The 15,926-nt window shown below is 73.0% G+C and carries 14 protein-coding genes and 2 pseudogenes; 14 read left to right on the top strand and 2 right to left on the bottom strand.

The annotated features are described in order from the left end of the window. Positions 1–296: 296 nt before the first annotated feature. The 3 genes from ACP4IX_RS10605 to ACP4IX_RS10595 all read left to right on the top strand — a co-directional run bounded on the left by ACP4IX_RS10605 (position 297) and on the right by ACP4IX_RS10595 (position 3,229). Positions 297–1,454, top strand: a complete 1,158-nt coding sequence (locus ACP4IX_RS10605; protein ID WP_426555346.1) for a M23 family metallopeptidase — start codon at positions 297–299, stop codon at positions 1,452–1,454. A gap of 125 nt (positions 1,455–1,579) precedes the next feature. Next, positions 1,580–2,224 carry an HD domain-containing protein gene (locus ACP4IX_RS10600; protein WP_426555345.1) on the top strand — a complete coding sequence of 215 codons (645 nt, stop codon included), beginning with the start codon at positions 1,580–1,582 and terminating at the stop codon, positions 2,222–2,224. Positions 2,225–2,233: 9 nt separating this feature from the next. Further along, positions 2,234–3,229 (top strand): GlxA family transcriptional regulator, encoded by a 996-nt coding sequence (locus ACP4IX_RS10595; protein WP_426526771.1) that lies wholly within the window; start codon positions 2,234–2,236, stop codon positions 3,227–3,229. Between the two features lie 417 nt (positions 3,230–3,646). On the opposite strand, the gene ACP4IX_RS10590 is transcribed toward ACP4IX_RS10595, so the two are convergent. Further along, positions 3,647–4,036: a hypothetical protein gene (locus ACP4IX_RS10590; protein ID WP_426526769.1), complete on the bottom strand. Its 390-nt coding sequence runs from the start codon at positions 4,034–4,036 to the stop codon at positions 3,647–3,649. A 128-nt stretch (positions 4,037–4,164) separates the two neighbouring features. Beyond that, positions 4,165–4,374, bottom strand: a pseudogene (locus ACP4IX_RS10585) (aldo/keto reductase); the annotation flags it as partial. Positions 4,375–4,376: 2 nt separating this feature from the next. Between ACP4IX_RS10585 and ACP4IX_RS10580 the strand changes: the two are divergent. The 11 genes and pseudogenes from ACP4IX_RS10580 to ACP4IX_RS10530 form a co-directional block, all read left to right on the top strand. After that, positions 4,377–4,523 (top strand): annotated as a pseudogene (locus ACP4IX_RS10580) (TetR/AcrR family transcriptional regulator C-terminal ligand-binding domain-containing protein); the annotation flags it as partial. Positions 4,524–5,138: 615 nt separating this feature from the next. Continuing rightward, positions 5,139–5,666 carry a hypothetical protein gene (locus ACP4IX_RS10575; RefSeq protein ID WP_426526767.1) on the top strand — a complete coding sequence of 176 codons (528 nt, stop codon included), beginning with the start codon at positions 5,139–5,141 and terminating at the stop codon, positions 5,664–5,666. A gap of 448 nt (positions 5,667–6,114) precedes the next feature. Next, positions 6,115–8,253 carry a hypothetical protein gene (locus ACP4IX_RS10570; protein ID WP_426555344.1) on the top strand — a complete coding sequence of 713 codons (2,139 nt, stop codon included), beginning with the start codon at positions 6,115–6,117 and terminating at the stop codon, positions 8,251–8,253. Positions 8,254–8,311: 58 nt separating this feature from the next. Continuing rightward, positions 8,312–9,841 carry a GT4 family glycosyltransferase PelF gene (gene pelF / locus ACP4IX_RS10565; RefSeq protein WP_426522683.1) on the top strand — a complete coding sequence of 510 codons (1,530 nt, stop codon included), beginning with the start codon at positions 8,312–8,314 and terminating at the stop codon, positions 9,839–9,841. Beyond that, positions 9,838–11,247 carry a hypothetical protein gene (locus ACP4IX_RS10560; RefSeq protein WP_426555343.1) on the top strand — a complete coding sequence of 470 codons (1,410 nt, stop codon included), beginning with the start codon at positions 9,838–9,840 and terminating at the stop codon, positions 11,245–11,247. Before pelF ends, ACP4IX_RS10560 begins: the two co-directional genes overlap by 4 nt. A gap of 139 nt (positions 11,248–11,386) precedes the next feature. After that, on the top strand, positions 11,387–12,388 hold the full coding sequence (locus ACP4IX_RS10555) for an SDR family NAD(P)-dependent oxidoreductase (protein ID WP_426522681.1): 1,002 nt from the start codon (positions 11,387–11,389) through the stop codon (positions 12,386–12,388). Positions 12,389–12,422: 34 nt separating this feature from the next. Continuing rightward, complete coding sequence (locus ACP4IX_RS10550; RefSeq protein ID WP_426522680.1) at positions 12,423–13,136, top strand: nucleotidyltransferase family protein; 714 nt, start codon at positions 12,423–12,425, stop codon at positions 13,134–13,136. Between the two features lie 7 nt (positions 13,137–13,143). Next, entirely contained in the window at positions 13,144–14,070 is a 927-nt protein-coding gene (locus ACP4IX_RS10545; RefSeq protein WP_426555342.1) for an NAD-dependent epimerase/dehydratase family protein, read from the top strand. After that, positions 14,067–14,729 (top strand): spherulation-specific family 4 protein, encoded by a 663-nt coding sequence (locus tag ACP4IX_RS10540; RefSeq protein WP_426555341.1) that lies wholly within the window; start codon positions 14,067–14,069, stop codon positions 14,727–14,729. The genes ACP4IX_RS10545 and ACP4IX_RS10540 overlap by 4 nt, the downstream gene beginning before the upstream one ends. Then, positions 14,726–15,532: an endo alpha-1,4 polygalactosaminidase gene (locus ACP4IX_RS10535; protein ID WP_426522677.1), complete on the top strand. Its 807-nt coding sequence runs from the start codon at positions 14,726–14,728 to the stop codon at positions 15,530–15,532. Before ACP4IX_RS10540 ends, ACP4IX_RS10535 begins: the two co-directional genes overlap by 4 nt. Positions 15,533–15,558: 26 nt before the next feature. Continuing rightward, the gene (locus tag ACP4IX_RS10530; RefSeq protein WP_426522676.1) at positions 15,559–15,888 is read left to right on the top strand and encodes an antibiotic biosynthesis monooxygenase family protein; all 330 of its coding nucleotides are present in this window, start codon (positions 15,559–15,561) and stop codon (positions 15,886–15,888) included. The last annotated feature ends 38 nt before the right edge of the window (positions 15,889–15,926 follow it).

The following is a 15,926-nucleotide window of genomic DNA, read 5'->3' as shown; positions in this document are numbered from 1 at the left end:
CTAGACCATGCCGGTGGATCACGCGGTGACGATCGGGAATCAGGGGTTGGGGACCGGGAATCGGGGACCGGGCGTCCCATGAGGTCTCCGTCCGACCGGTGGTGCGGACGCCGGGAGTGAAGGGCGCCGCAACCGGGCCAACCGCCGGGAGGGGACCTTCGTGCGGGCACCCTGGGCCGTCGGACGCCGCCGGCTCTGCCCGTTCGGGCATCTCCTTCTGCCTCGCGGGCTCCTGACGTCGGCGGAACGGGACGTTACTTTCCCTTCGTGAGCACCAGGTCCCGGCGAGTGCCCGGGTGAACGACGAACGGCTGACCGTGGCGGAAGCGACCGAAGACACGGACGAGCGACAGCCGGGACAAACAGAACAGCGGGATGAGCCTGAGCAGCCCGGCCAACCGGAACAGGCCGGGAAGCGCAAGCGCCGCGGCCCGGGTCCTTTCACACTGCTCGTGCTGCCGGCCCTGGTGACCGTCACCGGCGTGGCCACGTTCCTCGCGCTGACGGGCGGCATGCCGTCCCCGTGGCCCGAGGACTCCGACGCGGACCCGGCCACGACCGTCGACATCGACCCCTCCTACATTCCCTGGCTCCGCAAGGCGGCCTCGGCCTGCACGATCCTCGAGCCGTCGGTGCTCGCCGCCCAGGTCGACCAGCTCTCCGGCTGGAGCGACGACACGGACGAACTCTCCGGCCAGAAGGGCATCGCCGCCTTCACCGACACCGAGTGGCGCACGTGGGGCAAGGACGACGACGGCAACGGGCACTCCTCGCCCCGCGATCCGGCGGACGCGATCATGGCGCTCGGCCGGCAGGACTGCTCCCTGGCCGAGAAGGTGACCGCGCTGCGCACGGAGGGCCGGGTCAACGGGGATCTCGTGGATCTGACCCTCGCGGCGTACTCGTCGGGAACGGACGCCGTCACGGAGGCGGGGCGCATACCCCCGACGGCCGAGACCTACCTGGCCGAGGTCAAGGCCCTGCTCCCGCGGTACGAAGCGCTCGACCGGGCCGACTCGGGCAGCGGCGCGGGCGGGGCGGCCGGCGCGCTGCTGGCGGCTCCGGTGAGCCCGCTCACCATCACCTCGCCCTACGGGTCGCGCGAGCACCCGCTGACCGGGGTGACCAAGCTGCACACCGGCGTGGACTTCGCCGCGCCCCAGGGCGCACAGGTCGCCGCCGCCCGGAAGGGCCGCGTCGTGTTCGCCGCGCCGACCAACGCGTACGGCAACCGCATAGTGATCGACCACGGGACCATCGAGGGCAAGCGGCTGGAGACGACCTACAGTCACCTGTCGTCCCTGGAGGCCGCCGTGGGCCAGGAGGTGGAGGCCGGCACGCCGATCGGACGGGTCGGCTCCACCGGTCTGTCCACCGGCCCCCACCTGCACTTCGAAGTGGTGCTCGACGGGTACTACACCGACCCCCGCCCCTGGCTCGTCGCCGGCGGCTAGGACCGGCGGCGTGTCCGCATCCGTGGGTCATACGGCCGGACGGCCATGGCGTCACCGTCCGGCGCTGCGCAGACTGGTGCACGGCTGCCGGAGACGCCGGCGGACCGAGGAGCAGGCGGCTGAGGATGACGAACGACCCTTCCACGACCGGAGTGCGCGTCCCGGACACGAAGCTGGCCCGGGAGGCGACCGCGCTGGTGCGGGACAGTACGAGCGAGCTGATCTACCACCACTCGCGCCGGGTGTACTTCTTCGGCGCCCTCCAGGGGCGCAACCGGGACCTGAGCTTCGATCCTGAACTGCTGTACATCGGCGCCATGTTCCACGACCTGGGCCTGAACGAGGCCTTCCACGGCAGCGGCCGGCGCTTCGAGGTGGACAGTGCCGACGAGGCCCGCCGTTTCCTGCGCGCGCACGAGGTGCCCGAGGACAGCATCCGGCGGGTGTGGACCGCGATCGCCCTGCACACCACCCCCGGCGTCCCCGAGTTCATGGAACCGGAGGTCGCGCTCGTGACCGCCGGCGTGGAGTACGACGTCCTCGGCATCGGTTACCACGACGTCCGCGAGGACGACCGGGCCGCGGTCGTCGCCCTGCATCCGCGTCCCGGTTTCAAGCGCCGCATCCTGCAGGCGTTCGCCGACGGCGTGCGGCCCAAACCGGACACCACCTTCGGCAACGTCAAGGCGGACGTACTCGCGCACTGTGTGCCGGGTTTCGAGCGCGGGGACTTCGTGCGCACCATCCTCGGCTCGCCGTGGGCGGAGTAGGAACGGCCCGTGTCCGCGCAGCGTGTGGTGGCGGTGACGGCCTTCGACGGGGTGCAGTTGCTCGACGTCACCGGCCCCGCCGAGGTCTTCGCCACGGCCAATCTCTTCGGCGCCCGCTACGACGTACGGGTCGTCTCCCCGTCCGGCACCGACGTGCGGACCTCCTCCGGGGTCCGGGTGGGCGTGGACGGCGGGCCGGACGGTCTGCCCGGCCGGCTGGACACCGTGCTGGTGACCGGCCGGCGGGAGTGGCGGCGGGCCGTCGCCGACCCGGCTCTGACGGCGCTCGTGACCGCACTGGCCGGCCGCTCGCGTCGCCTCACCTCCGTGTGCTCCGGAGCGTTTCTGCTGGCGCACGCGGGGATGCTCGACGGGCGGCGGGCCACCACGCACTGGCGGCTCGCCGGACAGCTGGCCGCCGCCTACCCGGAGGTGACGGTCGAGCCGGACCCGGTGTTCGTCCGGGACGGCCCGGTGACGACGTCCGCGGGCGTCACCGCCGGCATCGACCTGGCCCTGTCCCTGGTCGAGGACGACCACGGCGGGGACCTGGCCCGTGAGGTGGCCCGCGAACTCGTCGTGTTCATGGCCCGCCCGGCCGGCCAGTCGCAGTTCAGCGCGCGCCTGACCCCGCGGGAGGCACGGCACCCGGTGGTGCGGGCCGTGATGGACGCCGTGACCGCCGACCCGTCCGCCCCGCACGGGCTGGAGTCCCTGGCGCGCGGCGCGGGGGTCAGCGCCCGGCATCTGCGGCGGCTGTTCCGCGCCGAGACGGGGATGACGACCGGCCGGTACGTGGAGTCCGTACGGCTGGAATGCGCGCAGGCGCTGCTCGAAGGCGGCAACGACGACATCGAGGCGGTGGCGGACGGGTCGGGCTTCGGTTCCTCGGAGACGATGCGCCGCGTCTTCCGGAGCACCCTGGGTGTCACGCCCACGTCCTACCGCGCGCGTTTTCGCACGACCTCGGGGAGCCCGGCCGGACCAGTCCGTCCCGGGCGGTGATCGCTCCGACGTCGCGGTGCCCGTCGCCCGTCGTGAGTTCGTACGCGCCATAGGGCGATGCGGTCGTCCCGCGGGCTGGTGAACGACGTGCCGGCCGTGTCGCGGCCCTCGCACAGGGCGACGATCCGCTGCCCGGTCCCCTCGGCCCAGCGCTGCGTCTCGAGCGGCTCGATCTGCAGGACCCGCTTCGCCTCTCGTACTCGGACCTGCGCACCTCGCGGTCGAGGGGTGGTTCTCCCGCCGGGTGCCGATGGTCCTCCCCTCCGCGTTGGCCTGGACGGGCTTCTCCGGCCTCGTTCAATCGGTGCGCGGGCCCTCGAGGAGGTTTTCCGCGGCGGCCTCGTCACCGGTGCCGTGCGTCCTCGTCATCCGCACTTCCTCGCCCTCGGGTTCCGACCGCCCGGCCCGTCCGTGTGCTCACGCCGCGTGCGGCCTCGCCCGCACGGGGCGCGCGGGGCGCACGGGGCCGGCCGGGGTCCGGACGGCCGTGACCCGGTAGGTGGTCCGGGCGGGGTCGGTCAGCGGGTCGCCCAGTGCGATCCGGCCGGCGGCGTGCAGCTTGTCGCACTCGGCGGTGGGCAGCGCCGCGTAGCAGCCGCCCCTGCCCGTGGCGGAGTCCAGCGGCCGCCAGTAGCTGTACCTGCGCCGTCCGCCCGCGCGCACGGTGACGAACACGGGGGTACGCGTGTCGGCGACGATCCGCAGGACGTCTGCCTCGGCGAGGCTGAGCGGGGCGCACGGGCGGGGTCCGCGACGGCCGGTCGCACGGGTTTCGGCGGTCTGCGCGTGGACGACGGTAAGCGGCATCGGTTGTGGCCTTTCGGGACAGGGGACTCGAGACCGCCTACCCGCTCCGGCCGGTGTTGATCTCGCTTGCCCACATTCTTGTACATGGCACTGACAATGCCGCTCCCGCACCGCCGGAACAGGGCAGGTCAGTCCTGGGATGCGCCGACGCGTCGCAAGGGGTGGGGGTTGAGCCGGGCGAAACCCTCCTGACGTTCGTAGGGGATGTAGGGGTACGGAGCCGTTGTGGCGCCCGCGGCGTCGAGCCTCGCCACCTGGTCGTCGGTCAGGGTCCACCCGACGGCGCCGAGGTTCTGCCGCAGCTGCTCCTCGTTGCGGGCACCGATGATGACCGAGGAGCGGCGAACTGCCCGAGGGCACCGACACCCGCGAGGTGATCCGCGCGGTCTCCGCGCCCCTCTACTACCGCCTGCTCACCACCGACGAGCCGCTCGACGAGGCCACGGCGGACCGCGCCGCCGCAGCCGCGGTGGCGGCGGCGCGGGCGGAGTCTTCTCCTCGGCGTGATCCTCTCGTCCGGGGCCCCGCCCCGGCGACACCGCCCACGACGGCCCGTCGGCCGCGCGGCCCACAAGGCCGCCGACGCGGCGCGCGAGGCGGTGGCGCCGGGCAGCCGCCGCACCTGCGCGTCCGGTCCGAGCACGGTCCAGCACCACGGTATCCAGGCACCGGTGAAGCGGGGCGTCAGGATGCGGCTTCCGCCGGTGATCCCGCTCGGCGCTCCGGCCCCGCACCGCCATGCCGTCAACGACACCGGCGCCCCGTGTCAGGGACGGACACCGTCCGCCCGGGTGACCAGGCTGCCGTGAGCGGAGGGGCAGCCGTGAGCCCGTACGTCCGGGGGCAGCCGCCCCAGGGCGTGCGGGCCCGCGCTCGCCGGACACCCGGAATCCGCCATTGCCACCGGGACGTGCGGCAGGCGGTCCGGCCCGGGGGGATCACGGGCGCGCCCCCGCTCTGTCGTGCACGAACACCGGCCACCGGCGCATGTGACGGTGGCGTCACAAGCCCTTCACCAAACGAACACTTCCGGCCGAGTTCCGCTCCGCGTGTTCCTGGCGGTGCAGACGGTGCGCCGGGGCCGTGCCTAATCTCCCGGGCCATGCGATCAACACGAACGAGACGCTTCGGCCTCGCCACGATCATCGCCCTCGCCCTCGCCCTGTTCGGCCTGGCGCCCTCCGCGAGCGCCGCCGAACCCGCCCCGGCCGAGCTGACGTTCACCACCGACGCGGCGACCACCCAGCCGGGCGGCACGGTGAACCTGTCGATGACGATCAAGAACAACAAGACCTACGACATCTGGTTCGTCTACCAGACGATCGACCCGACCTGGCTGACCACCCAGCGGCCCGATCTCAAGTACGACTTCACCGGGTGCAGCCTGGCGTCCGAGACCGGCGCCGTCCCGTGCACCGGGACCGGCCCCGCCGACCTCGGCACCAACTACGGCGCCACCATCCCGCCCGGCCAGAGCCGCACCGTCACCCTGACCCTGCAGGTCGCCGCGGACTCCGGCTGCAACGGCAACATCGGTTTCTACTCGTACTTCTACGCCGAGTTCAGCGACAGCACGAGCGTCAACGGCGGCCCGGTCTACACGCCGGAGACCCGGGTCCTGTGCGCCTGACCGTGCGCCCGACCGCACGCTGAACCCACCCGCACACCGATCCCCCCGGCCGCCGTCGGCGCGAGCAACATCACGGTTGACTTGATCTCGCTCCATCCCCGGTCAGCACACTGGTCAAGACCATTGACACACGCGCTCTACGGAGTCCGGGGTTCCGGGCCCGCCGCCTTCCGACTCTCAGCAGTACACGGGCCTGCCGAGGCGGTCCGCCGCGCGAAGCCCGGCGCTCACCGGCCCCTCACGGCCCCACCCGTTCCAGATAAATAGACACATACGCTTTTCCGTCAAGTTCCGCAGCGGGCACACAAAAGCTCCACACGAGCCTCACTATGTGACGCGACGGAAGCATCAACGACCGGCGCTCAGGGGGGCGACGGCGTGGTCACGGGGTGGGGCGTGCTCCGGCAGGAGCGGATCCACCCCTGCCCGGGGGAGGGAATCTCACCGCATGAAGCGGACCAATCGCACTACAGCACTCGCAGTGGGCGTACTGCTCGCGTCGCTCGGGCTGCCTGCCGGTCCGGCCCACGCCGACGCTCCGGCGCCGCGCGTCGACCTGCGTGTGCTGGTCGTGAGCGACGGAGGGCCGGCCACCGATGCCATCGCCGCCGAGCTGGAGACCGCTGGCACGCCGTACACGGAGGTCGACCTCCAGGACGCCGGGCGGCCCGTGATCGACGCCGGGTTCCTGGCGGACACGGTGGACGGACGGCCGCGCGCCAAGTTCCAGGCCGTCGTCCTGCCCAACGACAACCCGTTCCCCGCGAACTCCGCCGAGATGACGGCGCTCGCGTCCTACGAGCAGACGTACGCGATTCCGCAGGTCGACGCGTACACCTACGCGCGCCCCGAGGTCGGGCTGCAGTACGCGGTCGGCACCGGATACGCCGGCAGCGTCGACGGCGTCCGCGCGGAGGTGACGCAGGCCGGGCTGGCCGGCCCCTTCGGCTACCTGGACGGGACGGTTCCGTTCGAGGACAACTCCCCCACCGTGGGCGAATCGTACGCCTATCTCTCGACACCCGCGCCGGGCGCCGACTTCGTCCCGTACGTCCAGGCCGCGATACCCGGGCGGGCGACGAAGGGCACCCTGGTGGGCGAGTACCGGCACGACGGACGGCGGGAACTCGTCGTCACCTTCGTCTACAACCAGCACCAGCAGCAGTTCCGGCTGCTCGCCCGGGGCATCGTGGAGTGGATGACCGGCGGGGTCCACCTCGGCGCCGACCGCAACTACTTCGCCGTGCACGTCGACGACGTCTTCGCGGCCGACGACCGCTGGGACACCGAGCTGAACTGCACGCCCGGTGACGTGGACTGCCCGCCCGGCGAGGGCACACCGAACCCCATCCGCATGGTCCCCGACGACGTCGAGCACGCCACCGCCTGGCAGGACAGCCGGGACTTCACGCTCGACCTGGCCTACAACGGCTCCGGCAGCGTCGACCACCGCCAGGACAACAACGGCGCCGACCCGCTCGCCGACAAGCTGATCGCCGACCGGGGCCGGTTCCGCTGGATCAACCACACCTACACGCACGCCTTCCTGGGCTGCCGGCAGGACACCAGCGTCGTCCCGTGGAAGTGCGCGACCAACCCCGACGGCAGCACCCAGTGGATGAGCCGGAACGAGATCGCCGACGAGATCGCCACCAACCGTGTCTGGGGCGAGGGCGCCGGACTGCCGCTGGAGAACGACGAGTTGGTGACGGGCGAGCACTCGGGTCTGAAGGTGACCCCGCAGCAGCCCGAGGACAACCCGAACCTGGGCCCCGCCCTCGCCGACAACGGCATCGCCTGGCTCGCCTCCGACAGCTCCCGCGACCCCGTCCAGCGGCAGGTCGGCACCGCCACGACCGTCTCCCGCTACCCGATGAACGTCTTCTACAACGCCGGACGGGCGGCCGAGCAGGTCGACGAGTACAACTGGATCTACACCAGCCGCGCCCAGGGCGGCAGCGGCATCTGCGAGGACAACCCCGCCACCTCCACCTGCCTGTCCGCCCCGCTGGACACCGCCACGGGCTACGCCGAGCACATCGTGCCGCTGGAGACACGGATCGCGCTCGGGCACGTCCTGTCCAACGATCCCAAGCCGCACTTCATCCACCAGTCGAACCTCGCCGAGGACCGCATCGCCTACCCCGTCCTCGACGGCGTACTGGACGGCTACGACGACCTGTTCGCCGACAGCACCCCCGTGGTGAACCTCCGGATGAAGGACATCGGCGTCGAGATGCAGCGCCGCGCCGCCTGGCGGAGCGCGGTCGACGCCGGCCAGGTCACCGCCTACCGCGTCGGTGACACCGTGACCGTTCAGGCACCGGACGGCGTGGCCGTGACGGCGACGATGCCCGCGGGCACCCTGCGCGGGGAGAGCGGCTTCGGCGACGCCTACGCCGGCGTGCTCTCCGGCTGGACTCCGACGGCCGACGGGGCCCTCTCCCTCACCCTGCCGTCCTCGGCCGCGGTCACCGACGCCCCTGACACCCCTCCCGGCGACACGACCGCCCCTACAGCCACCGCGCCACCCACCCGCGTGCCGGCCGGCGTGACCGATCCGGTGCCGTACGGCGCGCAGCGCTGAGCGCCCGCACCACCACCGAAGGTCCGCACACACCCCACCTCGGCCGTGGAGCACATCCATGCACGTTCACCACGGCGCGCGACGCTCCGGCGCGTCGCGCGTCACCCTGCTCACCGAAGGCACCTACCCGCACAGTCACGGCGGCGTGAGCGTCTGGTGCGACCAACTCGTCACCGGTATGCCCGACCTCGACTTCGACGTCACAGCCGTCACCGGCACCGGACGCGAACCGCTGGTCTGGGACATCCCCGAGCACGTCTCCCGGGTCGTCTCCGTTCCCATGTGGGGGCCCGCTCCGCAGGGGCGCGCGCCTCGCGGGCGGGAGCGCGGCCGGCTCGCCGACGCCTACGAACGGTTCGTGACCGCGCTGCTCGACCCGCGCGCCGAGGACGGTTTCGGGCCCGCCCTGTACCGGCTGGCGCGGGCCGCCGCCGACGGGCGGCTCAGTCCGTTCCTGCGCGGGGACCGGGCGATCGGCGTCCTGACGGCGGTCTGGAACCGGCCGGGCCTGGCCGTGCGCGAGGCCCGGCCCACCCTGCACGACGCGGTGACCGCGACCGCGCTGCTGGAGCACGCCCTGCGCCCGCTGGCCGCGCCGTACCCGGAAGAGGGTGTGGCGCACGCGGTCAGCGGCGGTGTCGCGGTCCTGCCCGGCCTGGCCGGACTGGAGCGGCACGGTGTGCCGTTACTCCTCACGGAACACGGCGTCTACCTGCGTGAGCGCTACCTCGGATACCGCACCGCCCCCTACCGCTGGCCGGTGAAGGCCCTCCTGCTGGGCTTCTTCCGGCTGCTGGCCGAGGAGACCTACCGCCGGGCCGCCCTGATCACACCGGGCAACCGCTACAACCGGCTGTGGGAGGAACAGGGCGGTGCCGCTCCGGAGTCCATACGCACGGTCTACAACGGCGTGGACCCGGCCGCGTTCCCGCCCGCCGGACCGGAGCCCGCACAGCCCGTGCTCAGCTGGGCCGGACGGGTCGACCCGATCAAGGACCTAGAGACCCTGATCCGCGCCTTCTCCCTCGTACGGGCCGAAGTGCCCGCCGCGCGGCTGCGGTTGTTCGGCGGCACCCCGCGCGGAGGCGAGGCCTACCGGGAGCGCTGCGAGGCGCTGGCGGCGCAGCTCGGGCACGGTGACGCGGTCACCTTCGAGGGCCGGGTGGAGGACATCAAGGACGCCTACGCCGCCGGGAACGTCGTGATGCTCTCCAGCATCAGCGAGGGCTTCCCCTTCACCCTGATCGAGGCCATGTCGTGCGGCCGGGCGACCGTCTCCACGGATGTGGGCGGCGTCCGGGAGGCCGTCGGCGACACCGGTCTCGTGGTGCCGCCGCGCGACCCGGCCGCCATGGCCGCCGCGGCCCTGGAGCTGCTGCGCGACGGCGAGCGGCGCCGGTCGATGGGCGAGGCGGCCCGGCTGAGGGTGATCGAGCAGTTCACGCTCCGCCAGACCATCGACACCTTCCGGTCGATCTACCTGGAGCTGTCGGCGTTCGGCGGTACCGCCGCGCACCCGGTGGCCGTCGAAGAAGGGGACGCGTTCGCGACGGCGATCGGCACTCCGGTGAGGAGCGCGACCGGATGAGCGGACCCATGGCCCTGGAACCGGGCGGCGCGGAGCAGGACACGCTGGCGCTGCGCCTCGCCGACGACCGCACGCTCGCCCCGCGCGCGGCCGACCAGCACACGCTCGCCCTGGTCCGCCCCGGCCACGACGACCGGCGCGACGCGGTCGACCGGCTGGCCGCCGAGCTGGCCGACCGCATCGCGCCCGCGGTCCACCCCTACGAGGTGGCCGCGCTGCTGGAGTCCGAGGGGATGACCGGCGAGGTGATCCGGGAACGGTACGGGCACTCCGACCTGTTCTCCCTCGCCACGGCGCTGTACGAGCGCATACCGCGTACCTTCCCGGACCCTCCGCGCCCGGCCGACCCCTGGCGGCCCGACCACGTGCGGTGCGCGCTGCGGGGCGCGTTGTTCGCACTGCCGGGTCTCGCCTACGCACTCGCCGGGCGCCTGCTGACCGAGGGCGGCGCGGTGCGGGCGCTGGTGGTGGCGGGGCTCCTGTCCTGGGCCTGGAACCAGGCGCTGGGCCACCGGGCCTACCTGCGGCTGGCGACGGGACGGCGGGAGGCCGGCCGCACCCTCCTCAAGGGGGCGCCGCTGGGCGCCGTGGCGGCGACGGGGGCCGGGGCGGTCCTCGCCGGGTCGGGTACCACGGCGGTGGCCGTGGCTGCTCAGTCGGGGTATCTCGCGGCGGCCGGTGCGCTGCTCGTACTGGGGCGGGAGCGGCTGCTGCTGGCCGCGCTCGCCCCAGTGATCGCGGGTGCGGCGACGCTGCAGTGGTGGGATCCCGGGGCCGCGGTGCGGGCCGGGCTGCCGCTGCTGTCGCTGGTCGGCGCCGTGGTCGCGGCCGGCTGGGCACTGCGCGGCACCCTCGCGTCCACGCCCGTACCGGACGCCGCCCGCCCGCGGCTTCTGCGCTCACTGCCGTACGGTCTGTTCGGTCTGGCCGCCGGCACACTGGTGTTCCTGGCGGGCCGTCACCATCCGTGGGCGGTGATCGTGCTGACCCTGAGCATGGGCCCGGCCGAGTGGCTGCTGTACCGCTACCGCGGTCTGTCGGTGGCGGCGCTGCGGGCGACCGGCACTCCGGCCGGTTTCCGGCTGCGGTCGGCGGCCGTGCTCGCCGGCTGCCTGCTGGTCTACCTCGGTCCGCTGCTGCCGGCGGCGCTGCTCGTCGACGCCGAGCCCGTCACGCTGCTGCTGCTCGCGACGGTGCTGTGGACCTCCCTGCTGCTCCAGGCCTTCGGGGTGGCCTGGCCGCCGGCCGCGCTGTGTCTCGCGGCGGCCGCCGGCTCCGGGCCGGTCAGCCTGGCAGGACTGGCACCGGGCCCGGCGACCGCCCTGCCGTTGTGCTGCGGTGCCGCCGCGCTCTGTCTCACCGTATGCGTGCTGTGGCTGCTGGGACGGCCTGCCGCCCATGGGTGATCCCGCGGCGGAACCGCCGTACCGACGCGGGCCCGCACGGGCCTCCCCAGGCATCACCGGCCCATCGACCCATCGACCCATCGACCCATCGACCCATCGACCCATCGACCCATCGACCCATCGACCGGAAGGATCCCGCGTGACCGCCACACCGCTCGCCGCCGTCACCGGAGCCGAGGGATTCATCGGCTCCCACCTCACCGAGGCGCTCGTCGCCTCCGGCCACCGGGTGAGGGCCATGGCGCAGTACAACTCCTTCTCCTCCTACGGCTGGCTGGAGACCCTCTCCCCCGACGTCCTCGACCAGGTCGAGATCGTCCTCGGCGACGTCCGCGACCCCGGCTCGGTCCGCCACCTCGTCGAGGGAGCCGACTGCGTCTACCACCTGGCCGCCCTCATCGCCATCCCGTACTCCTACCGGGCACCGCACAGCTACGTCGACACCAACGTCACCGGCACCCTGAACGTCCTGGAGGCGGTCCGCGCCCAGGGCACGCCCCGGCTGGTGCACACCTCCACCAGCGAGACGTACGGCACCGCGCAGACCGTGCCGATCACCGAGGACCACCCCATCAACACCCAGTCGCCGTACGCCGCGTCCAAGGCGGGCGGGGACCGGCTGGCGGACAGCTACCACGCCAGTTTCGACACCCCGGTGGTGACACTGCGGCCCTTCAACACCTACGGCCCCCGGCAGTCGATGCGGGCCGTGATCCCCACCGTCATCGGCCAGGTCGCGGCCGGTGAACGCACCATCACCCTCGGGGACCTGCGCCCCACCCGGGACTTCACCTTCGTCAAGGACACCGCGCAGGCGTTCCTCGCGGTCGGCACCGCGCCCGCCGAGCGGGTCGTGGGCCGCACCTTCAACGCCGGAACCGGCGGCGAGATCTCCGTCGGCGACCTGGTGGCGCTCATCGGCAAGGTGATGGACACCGCGCTCGACGTACGGGAGGACGCGCAGCGTCTGCGGCCCGCGAACTCCGAGGTGATGCGGCTCGTCGCCGACGCCGGCCGGCTGCGGGCGGCGACCGGCTGGAGCCCGGCACACGACCTGGAGCAGGGCCTCGCCCGCACGGTGGAGTTCTTCCGCGACCCGGGCAACCTCGCCCGCTACAAGACCGGCATCTACAACATCTGACCACGACCGGCACGTTGACCGAGGGGGGAACCTCATGCACGCAGTGATCCTGGCCGGAGGCAAGGGCGTCCGGCTGCGGCCCTACACCACCGCGCTGCCCAAGCCGCTCGTGCCCATCGGCGACCAGCACGCCATCCTGGAGATCGTCCTGCGCCAGCTCGCCACGGCCGGGTTCACCGGCTGCACGATCGCCATAGGCCACCTCGGCGAGATCATCCGCGCCTACGTCGGCGACGGCTCGCAGTGGGGTCTGACCGTCGACTACGCCGCCGAGGAGAGCCCGCTCGGGACCATGGGGCCGCTGCTCACCATGCGCGAGCGGCTGCCGGAGCACTTCCTGGTCATGAACGGCGACATCCTCACCGACCTCGACTACGCCGACGTCCTGAGCCGGCACCGCGCCTCCGGTGCGCCGCTGACCATCGCCACGTACGCCAGGAAGGTGCACATCGACTTCGGGGTCCTGACCACCGACGCGAGCAGGGTCGTCGCCTTCACCGAGAAGCCCAGCATGGACTACCGCGTCTCCATGGGCGTGTACGGACTGACCCGGGCGACACTCGACGGCTACACGGCCGGACTGCCGCTGGGCTTCGACGAGTTGGTGCTGGACCTGCTCAAGGGCGGCAACCCGCCGCACGCCTACGACTTCGACGGCTACTGGCTCGACATCGGCCGTCCCGACGACTACGACCGGGCCAACGCGGAGTTCACCAGCCGCAAGTCCCTGCTGCTCAAGGGAGCCTGAGCACCGCATGCGCATTCTCGTCCTGGGTTCCACCGGCTATCTGGGCGCACACGTCGCCGAGCGGCTGCGCGCCCTGCCCGGTGCGCGGGTCCTCGGCGGCGGCCGCTCCGCCGCCGCCGACGTGACCGTCGACCTCGCCGGAGACCCTGTCGACCGGCTTGCCGACGCTCTGGCGTCGGCGGCCGTCGACACCGTCGTCAACTGCGCGGGCGCGACCGGCGGCGATCCGGTGACGCTCGCCGAGCTCAACGCCCGCGGTCCCGCCGTCCTCTGCGCGGCGCTGCGTCGGGCCCGTCCCGCGGCGCGCCTGATCCACCTCGGTTCGGCCGCGGAGTACGGACCGGGGGCAGAGCGGGTCAGGGTGCCGGAGTCGGGGCCCACCCGGCCCCTGTCCGCCTACGGGGCCACCAAGCTGGCCGGCACGGTCACGGTCGCCACCTCCGAACTGGACGCAGTGGTCCTGCGGGTCGGCAACCCGGTGGGACCCGGCGCGCCGCCCACCGGCCTGCCCGGCCGGGTCACCGGACTGCTGCGCGCGGCGGGCACGGACCCGGAGGCGGTGCTCCGGCTGGGGGACCTGTCGGCGTACCGGGACTTCGTGGACGTACGCGACGTCGCGCGGGCGGTCGAACGCGCGGTCACCGCGACCGGGCCGTTGCCGCGCCTGCTCAACATCGGTGGTGGCGACGCCGTGCCGGTGCGCCGGCTGGTGCGGATGCTCGCGGACACCGCGGGCTTCCGCGGCCGGATCGAGGAGCAGGGCGCCGGCTCGGCCCGCTCGGACCAGGTGTCCTGGCAGTGCTCCGACATCGCCGCCGCCCGGGCCGCCCTCGACTGGCGGCCGTCGTACTCGCTGGACGAGTCGCTGGCCGCGCTGTGGTCGGCCGGCGCCCGTCCCGCGTCCCTCATCACGGAAGGCGACCGGCCGTCGTGAGCCTGCTGATCCCGCTGTACGTCCACCCGGCCGAGGACCCGGGCTCCTGGCACCGGCTCATCACGGCGGCCGACCGCACGTACGGGGTCGTCATCAATCCCGCGAACGGGCCGGGCCGTGCGCCCGATCCCGCTTTCGCCGCGGCGGCCGGGGCGCTGCGTGCGGCGGGCGCCCGCCTGCTCGGCTACGTCGACACGGACTACGGGACGCGTCCGGCGGCCGAGGTCGCCGAGGACGCCGGGCGGCACCGGGAGTGGTATGGGGCCGACGGCTGCTTCCTGGACCGGGTGACTTCGGCCGCGACCGAACTGCCCGCCTGCAGAGCGCTGGTGCGCGGTCTGCGCCGGCAGGGATCGGCTCCCGTCGTGCTGAACCCGGGGGTCCACCCGGCCCCGGGCTACGCACGGCTGGCCGATCTCGTCGTCACCTTCGAGGGGTCCTGGTCCGCCTACGTGTCCGCGTTCAGCCGGCCGGACTGGACGCTGCGGCACCCGCCCGAGCGCTTCTGCCACCTGGTGTACGGGGTGCCCGAGGCGCTGGCTCCGCTCGCCGTACGCACCGCGCACGAGCGCGGCGCCGCGGTCTGCGGGCCCGTCACCGGCGAGCCACCCAACCCCTGGGCCCGCCTGACCCCCGTACTGACCGGGGCGGAGCGATGAGGAGGGGGCGGGCGCTCGCCGCGCTGCTGGCGGCGCTCACCCTCTCGGCGGTGAGCGGGTGTGCCGGTGCGGACGGCACACCGCCGCCGGGCCCGTCCGCCACCGCGGTGTGGCAGCCCCGGCCCGGGCTGGCCTGGCAGTGGCAGCTCGACGGCCGGGTCGATCCGTCGGCCGACGTCCCGGTCTACGACATCGACGGCTTCGAGAACGACGCGGCCGACGTGGACCGGCTGCACCGCGCCGGCCGCAAGGTGATCTGCTACATCAACGTGGGCGCCTGGGAGGACTTCCGGCCCGACCGGGACGCCTTTCCCCGTACGGTGCTGGGCGAGCCCAACGGCTGGCGGGGCGAACGCTGGCTCGACATCCGCCGGATCTCCGTACTGCGGCCGATCATGGAGCGGCGGTTCGACATGTGCCGGGACAAGGGCTTCGACGCGGTGGAGCCCGATCTGGTGGAGGGGTACGGGAACAGGACCGGTTTCCCGCTCACCGCGCGGGACCAGCTGGCGTACAACCGAATGATCGCCGGCATCGCCCACGAACGCGGTCTGGCGGTGGGCCTGAAGAACGACCTGCCGCAGATCCCGCAGCTGGTGGACGACTTCGACTTCGCGGTCAACGAACAGTGCGCCGAGTACGGAGAGTGCGCGCGGCTCACGCCGTTCGTCGAGGCCGGCAAGGCGGTCTTCCATGTGGAGTACAGCGAGCCGACCCGGGGATTCTGTCCCGAGTCACGCCGGCTCGGACTGTCGTCGATGCTGAAGAGACCGGAGCTCGGGGTCTGGCGCGATCCTTGTTGACCGCGGCATACGGCAGGATGGTGCCCATGAGCGTAGTCAAGATCAACGTACTGAACGTCCCCGCCGAGCAGCGCGAGACGCTGGAGAAGCGCTTCGCCTCGCGGGCCCATGCCGTGGAGAGCTCCGACGGGTTCGAGTGGTTCGAGCTGCTGCGGCCGGTGGAGGGCACCGACGACTACCTCGTCTACACGCGCTGGCGTGACGAGGAGTCGTTCAAGGCCTGGATGGAGGGGCCGATGAAGGCGGCGCACCAGGGCGGTGGCGCGGAGGGCGGCGAGCGCCCGAAGCCCGCGGCGAGCGGGTCCACGGTGTGGTCCTTCGAGGTGGTGCAGCAGGCGGCCCCCAAGGAGGCGTGAACGCGGTGGTGGCGGCCACGGTCCGGCGAGGCCGGGTC

The organism is Streptomyces sp. WG5, from assembly GCF_049974565.1.
Taxonomy (GTDB): domain Bacteria; phylum Actinomycetota; class Actinomycetes; order Streptomycetales; family Streptomycetaceae; genus Streptomyces.
Note: the sequence above shows the minus strand (reverse complement) of the source record. Positions and strands in the feature narration are given on the sequence as shown.

Coding starts and splice junctions, on each gene's coding strand:
- ACP4IX_RS10600 (WP_426555345.1), top strand. CDS start 1,580: ATGACGAACGACCCTTCCACGACCGGAGTGCGCGTCCCGGACACGAAG.
- ACP4IX_RS10590 (WP_426526769.1), bottom strand. CDS start 4,036: ATGCCGCTTACCGTCGTCCACGCGCAGACCGCCGAAACCCGTGCGACC.
- ACP4IX_RS10575 (WP_426526767.1), top strand. CDS start 5,139: ATGCGATCAACACGAACGAGACGCTTCGGCCTCGCCACGATCATCGCC.
- ACP4IX_RS10570 (WP_426555344.1), top strand. CDS start 6,115: ATGAAGCGGACCAATCGCACTACAGCACTCGCAGTGGGCGTACTGCTC.
- pelF (WP_426522683.1), top strand. CDS start 8,312: ATGCACGTTCACCACGGCGCGCGACGCTCCGGCGCGTCGCGCGTCACC.
- ACP4IX_RS10560 (WP_426555343.1), top strand. CDS start 9,838: ATGAGCGGACCCATGGCCCTGGAACCGGGCGGCGCGGAGCAGGACACG.
- ACP4IX_RS10550 (WP_426522680.1), top strand. CDS start 12,423: ATGCACGCAGTGATCCTGGCCGGAGGCAAGGGCGTCCGGCTGCGGCCC.
- ACP4IX_RS10545 (WP_426555342.1), top strand. CDS start 13,144: ATGCGCATTCTCGTCCTGGGTTCCACCGGCTATCTGGGCGCACACGTC.
- ACP4IX_RS10535 (WP_426522677.1), top strand. CDS start 14,726: ATGAGGAGGGGGCGGGCGCTCGCCGCGCTGCTGGCGGCGCTCACCCTC.
- ACP4IX_RS10530 (WP_426522676.1), top strand. CDS start 15,559: ATGAGCGTAGTCAAGATCAACGTACTGAACGTCCCCGCCGAGCAGCGC.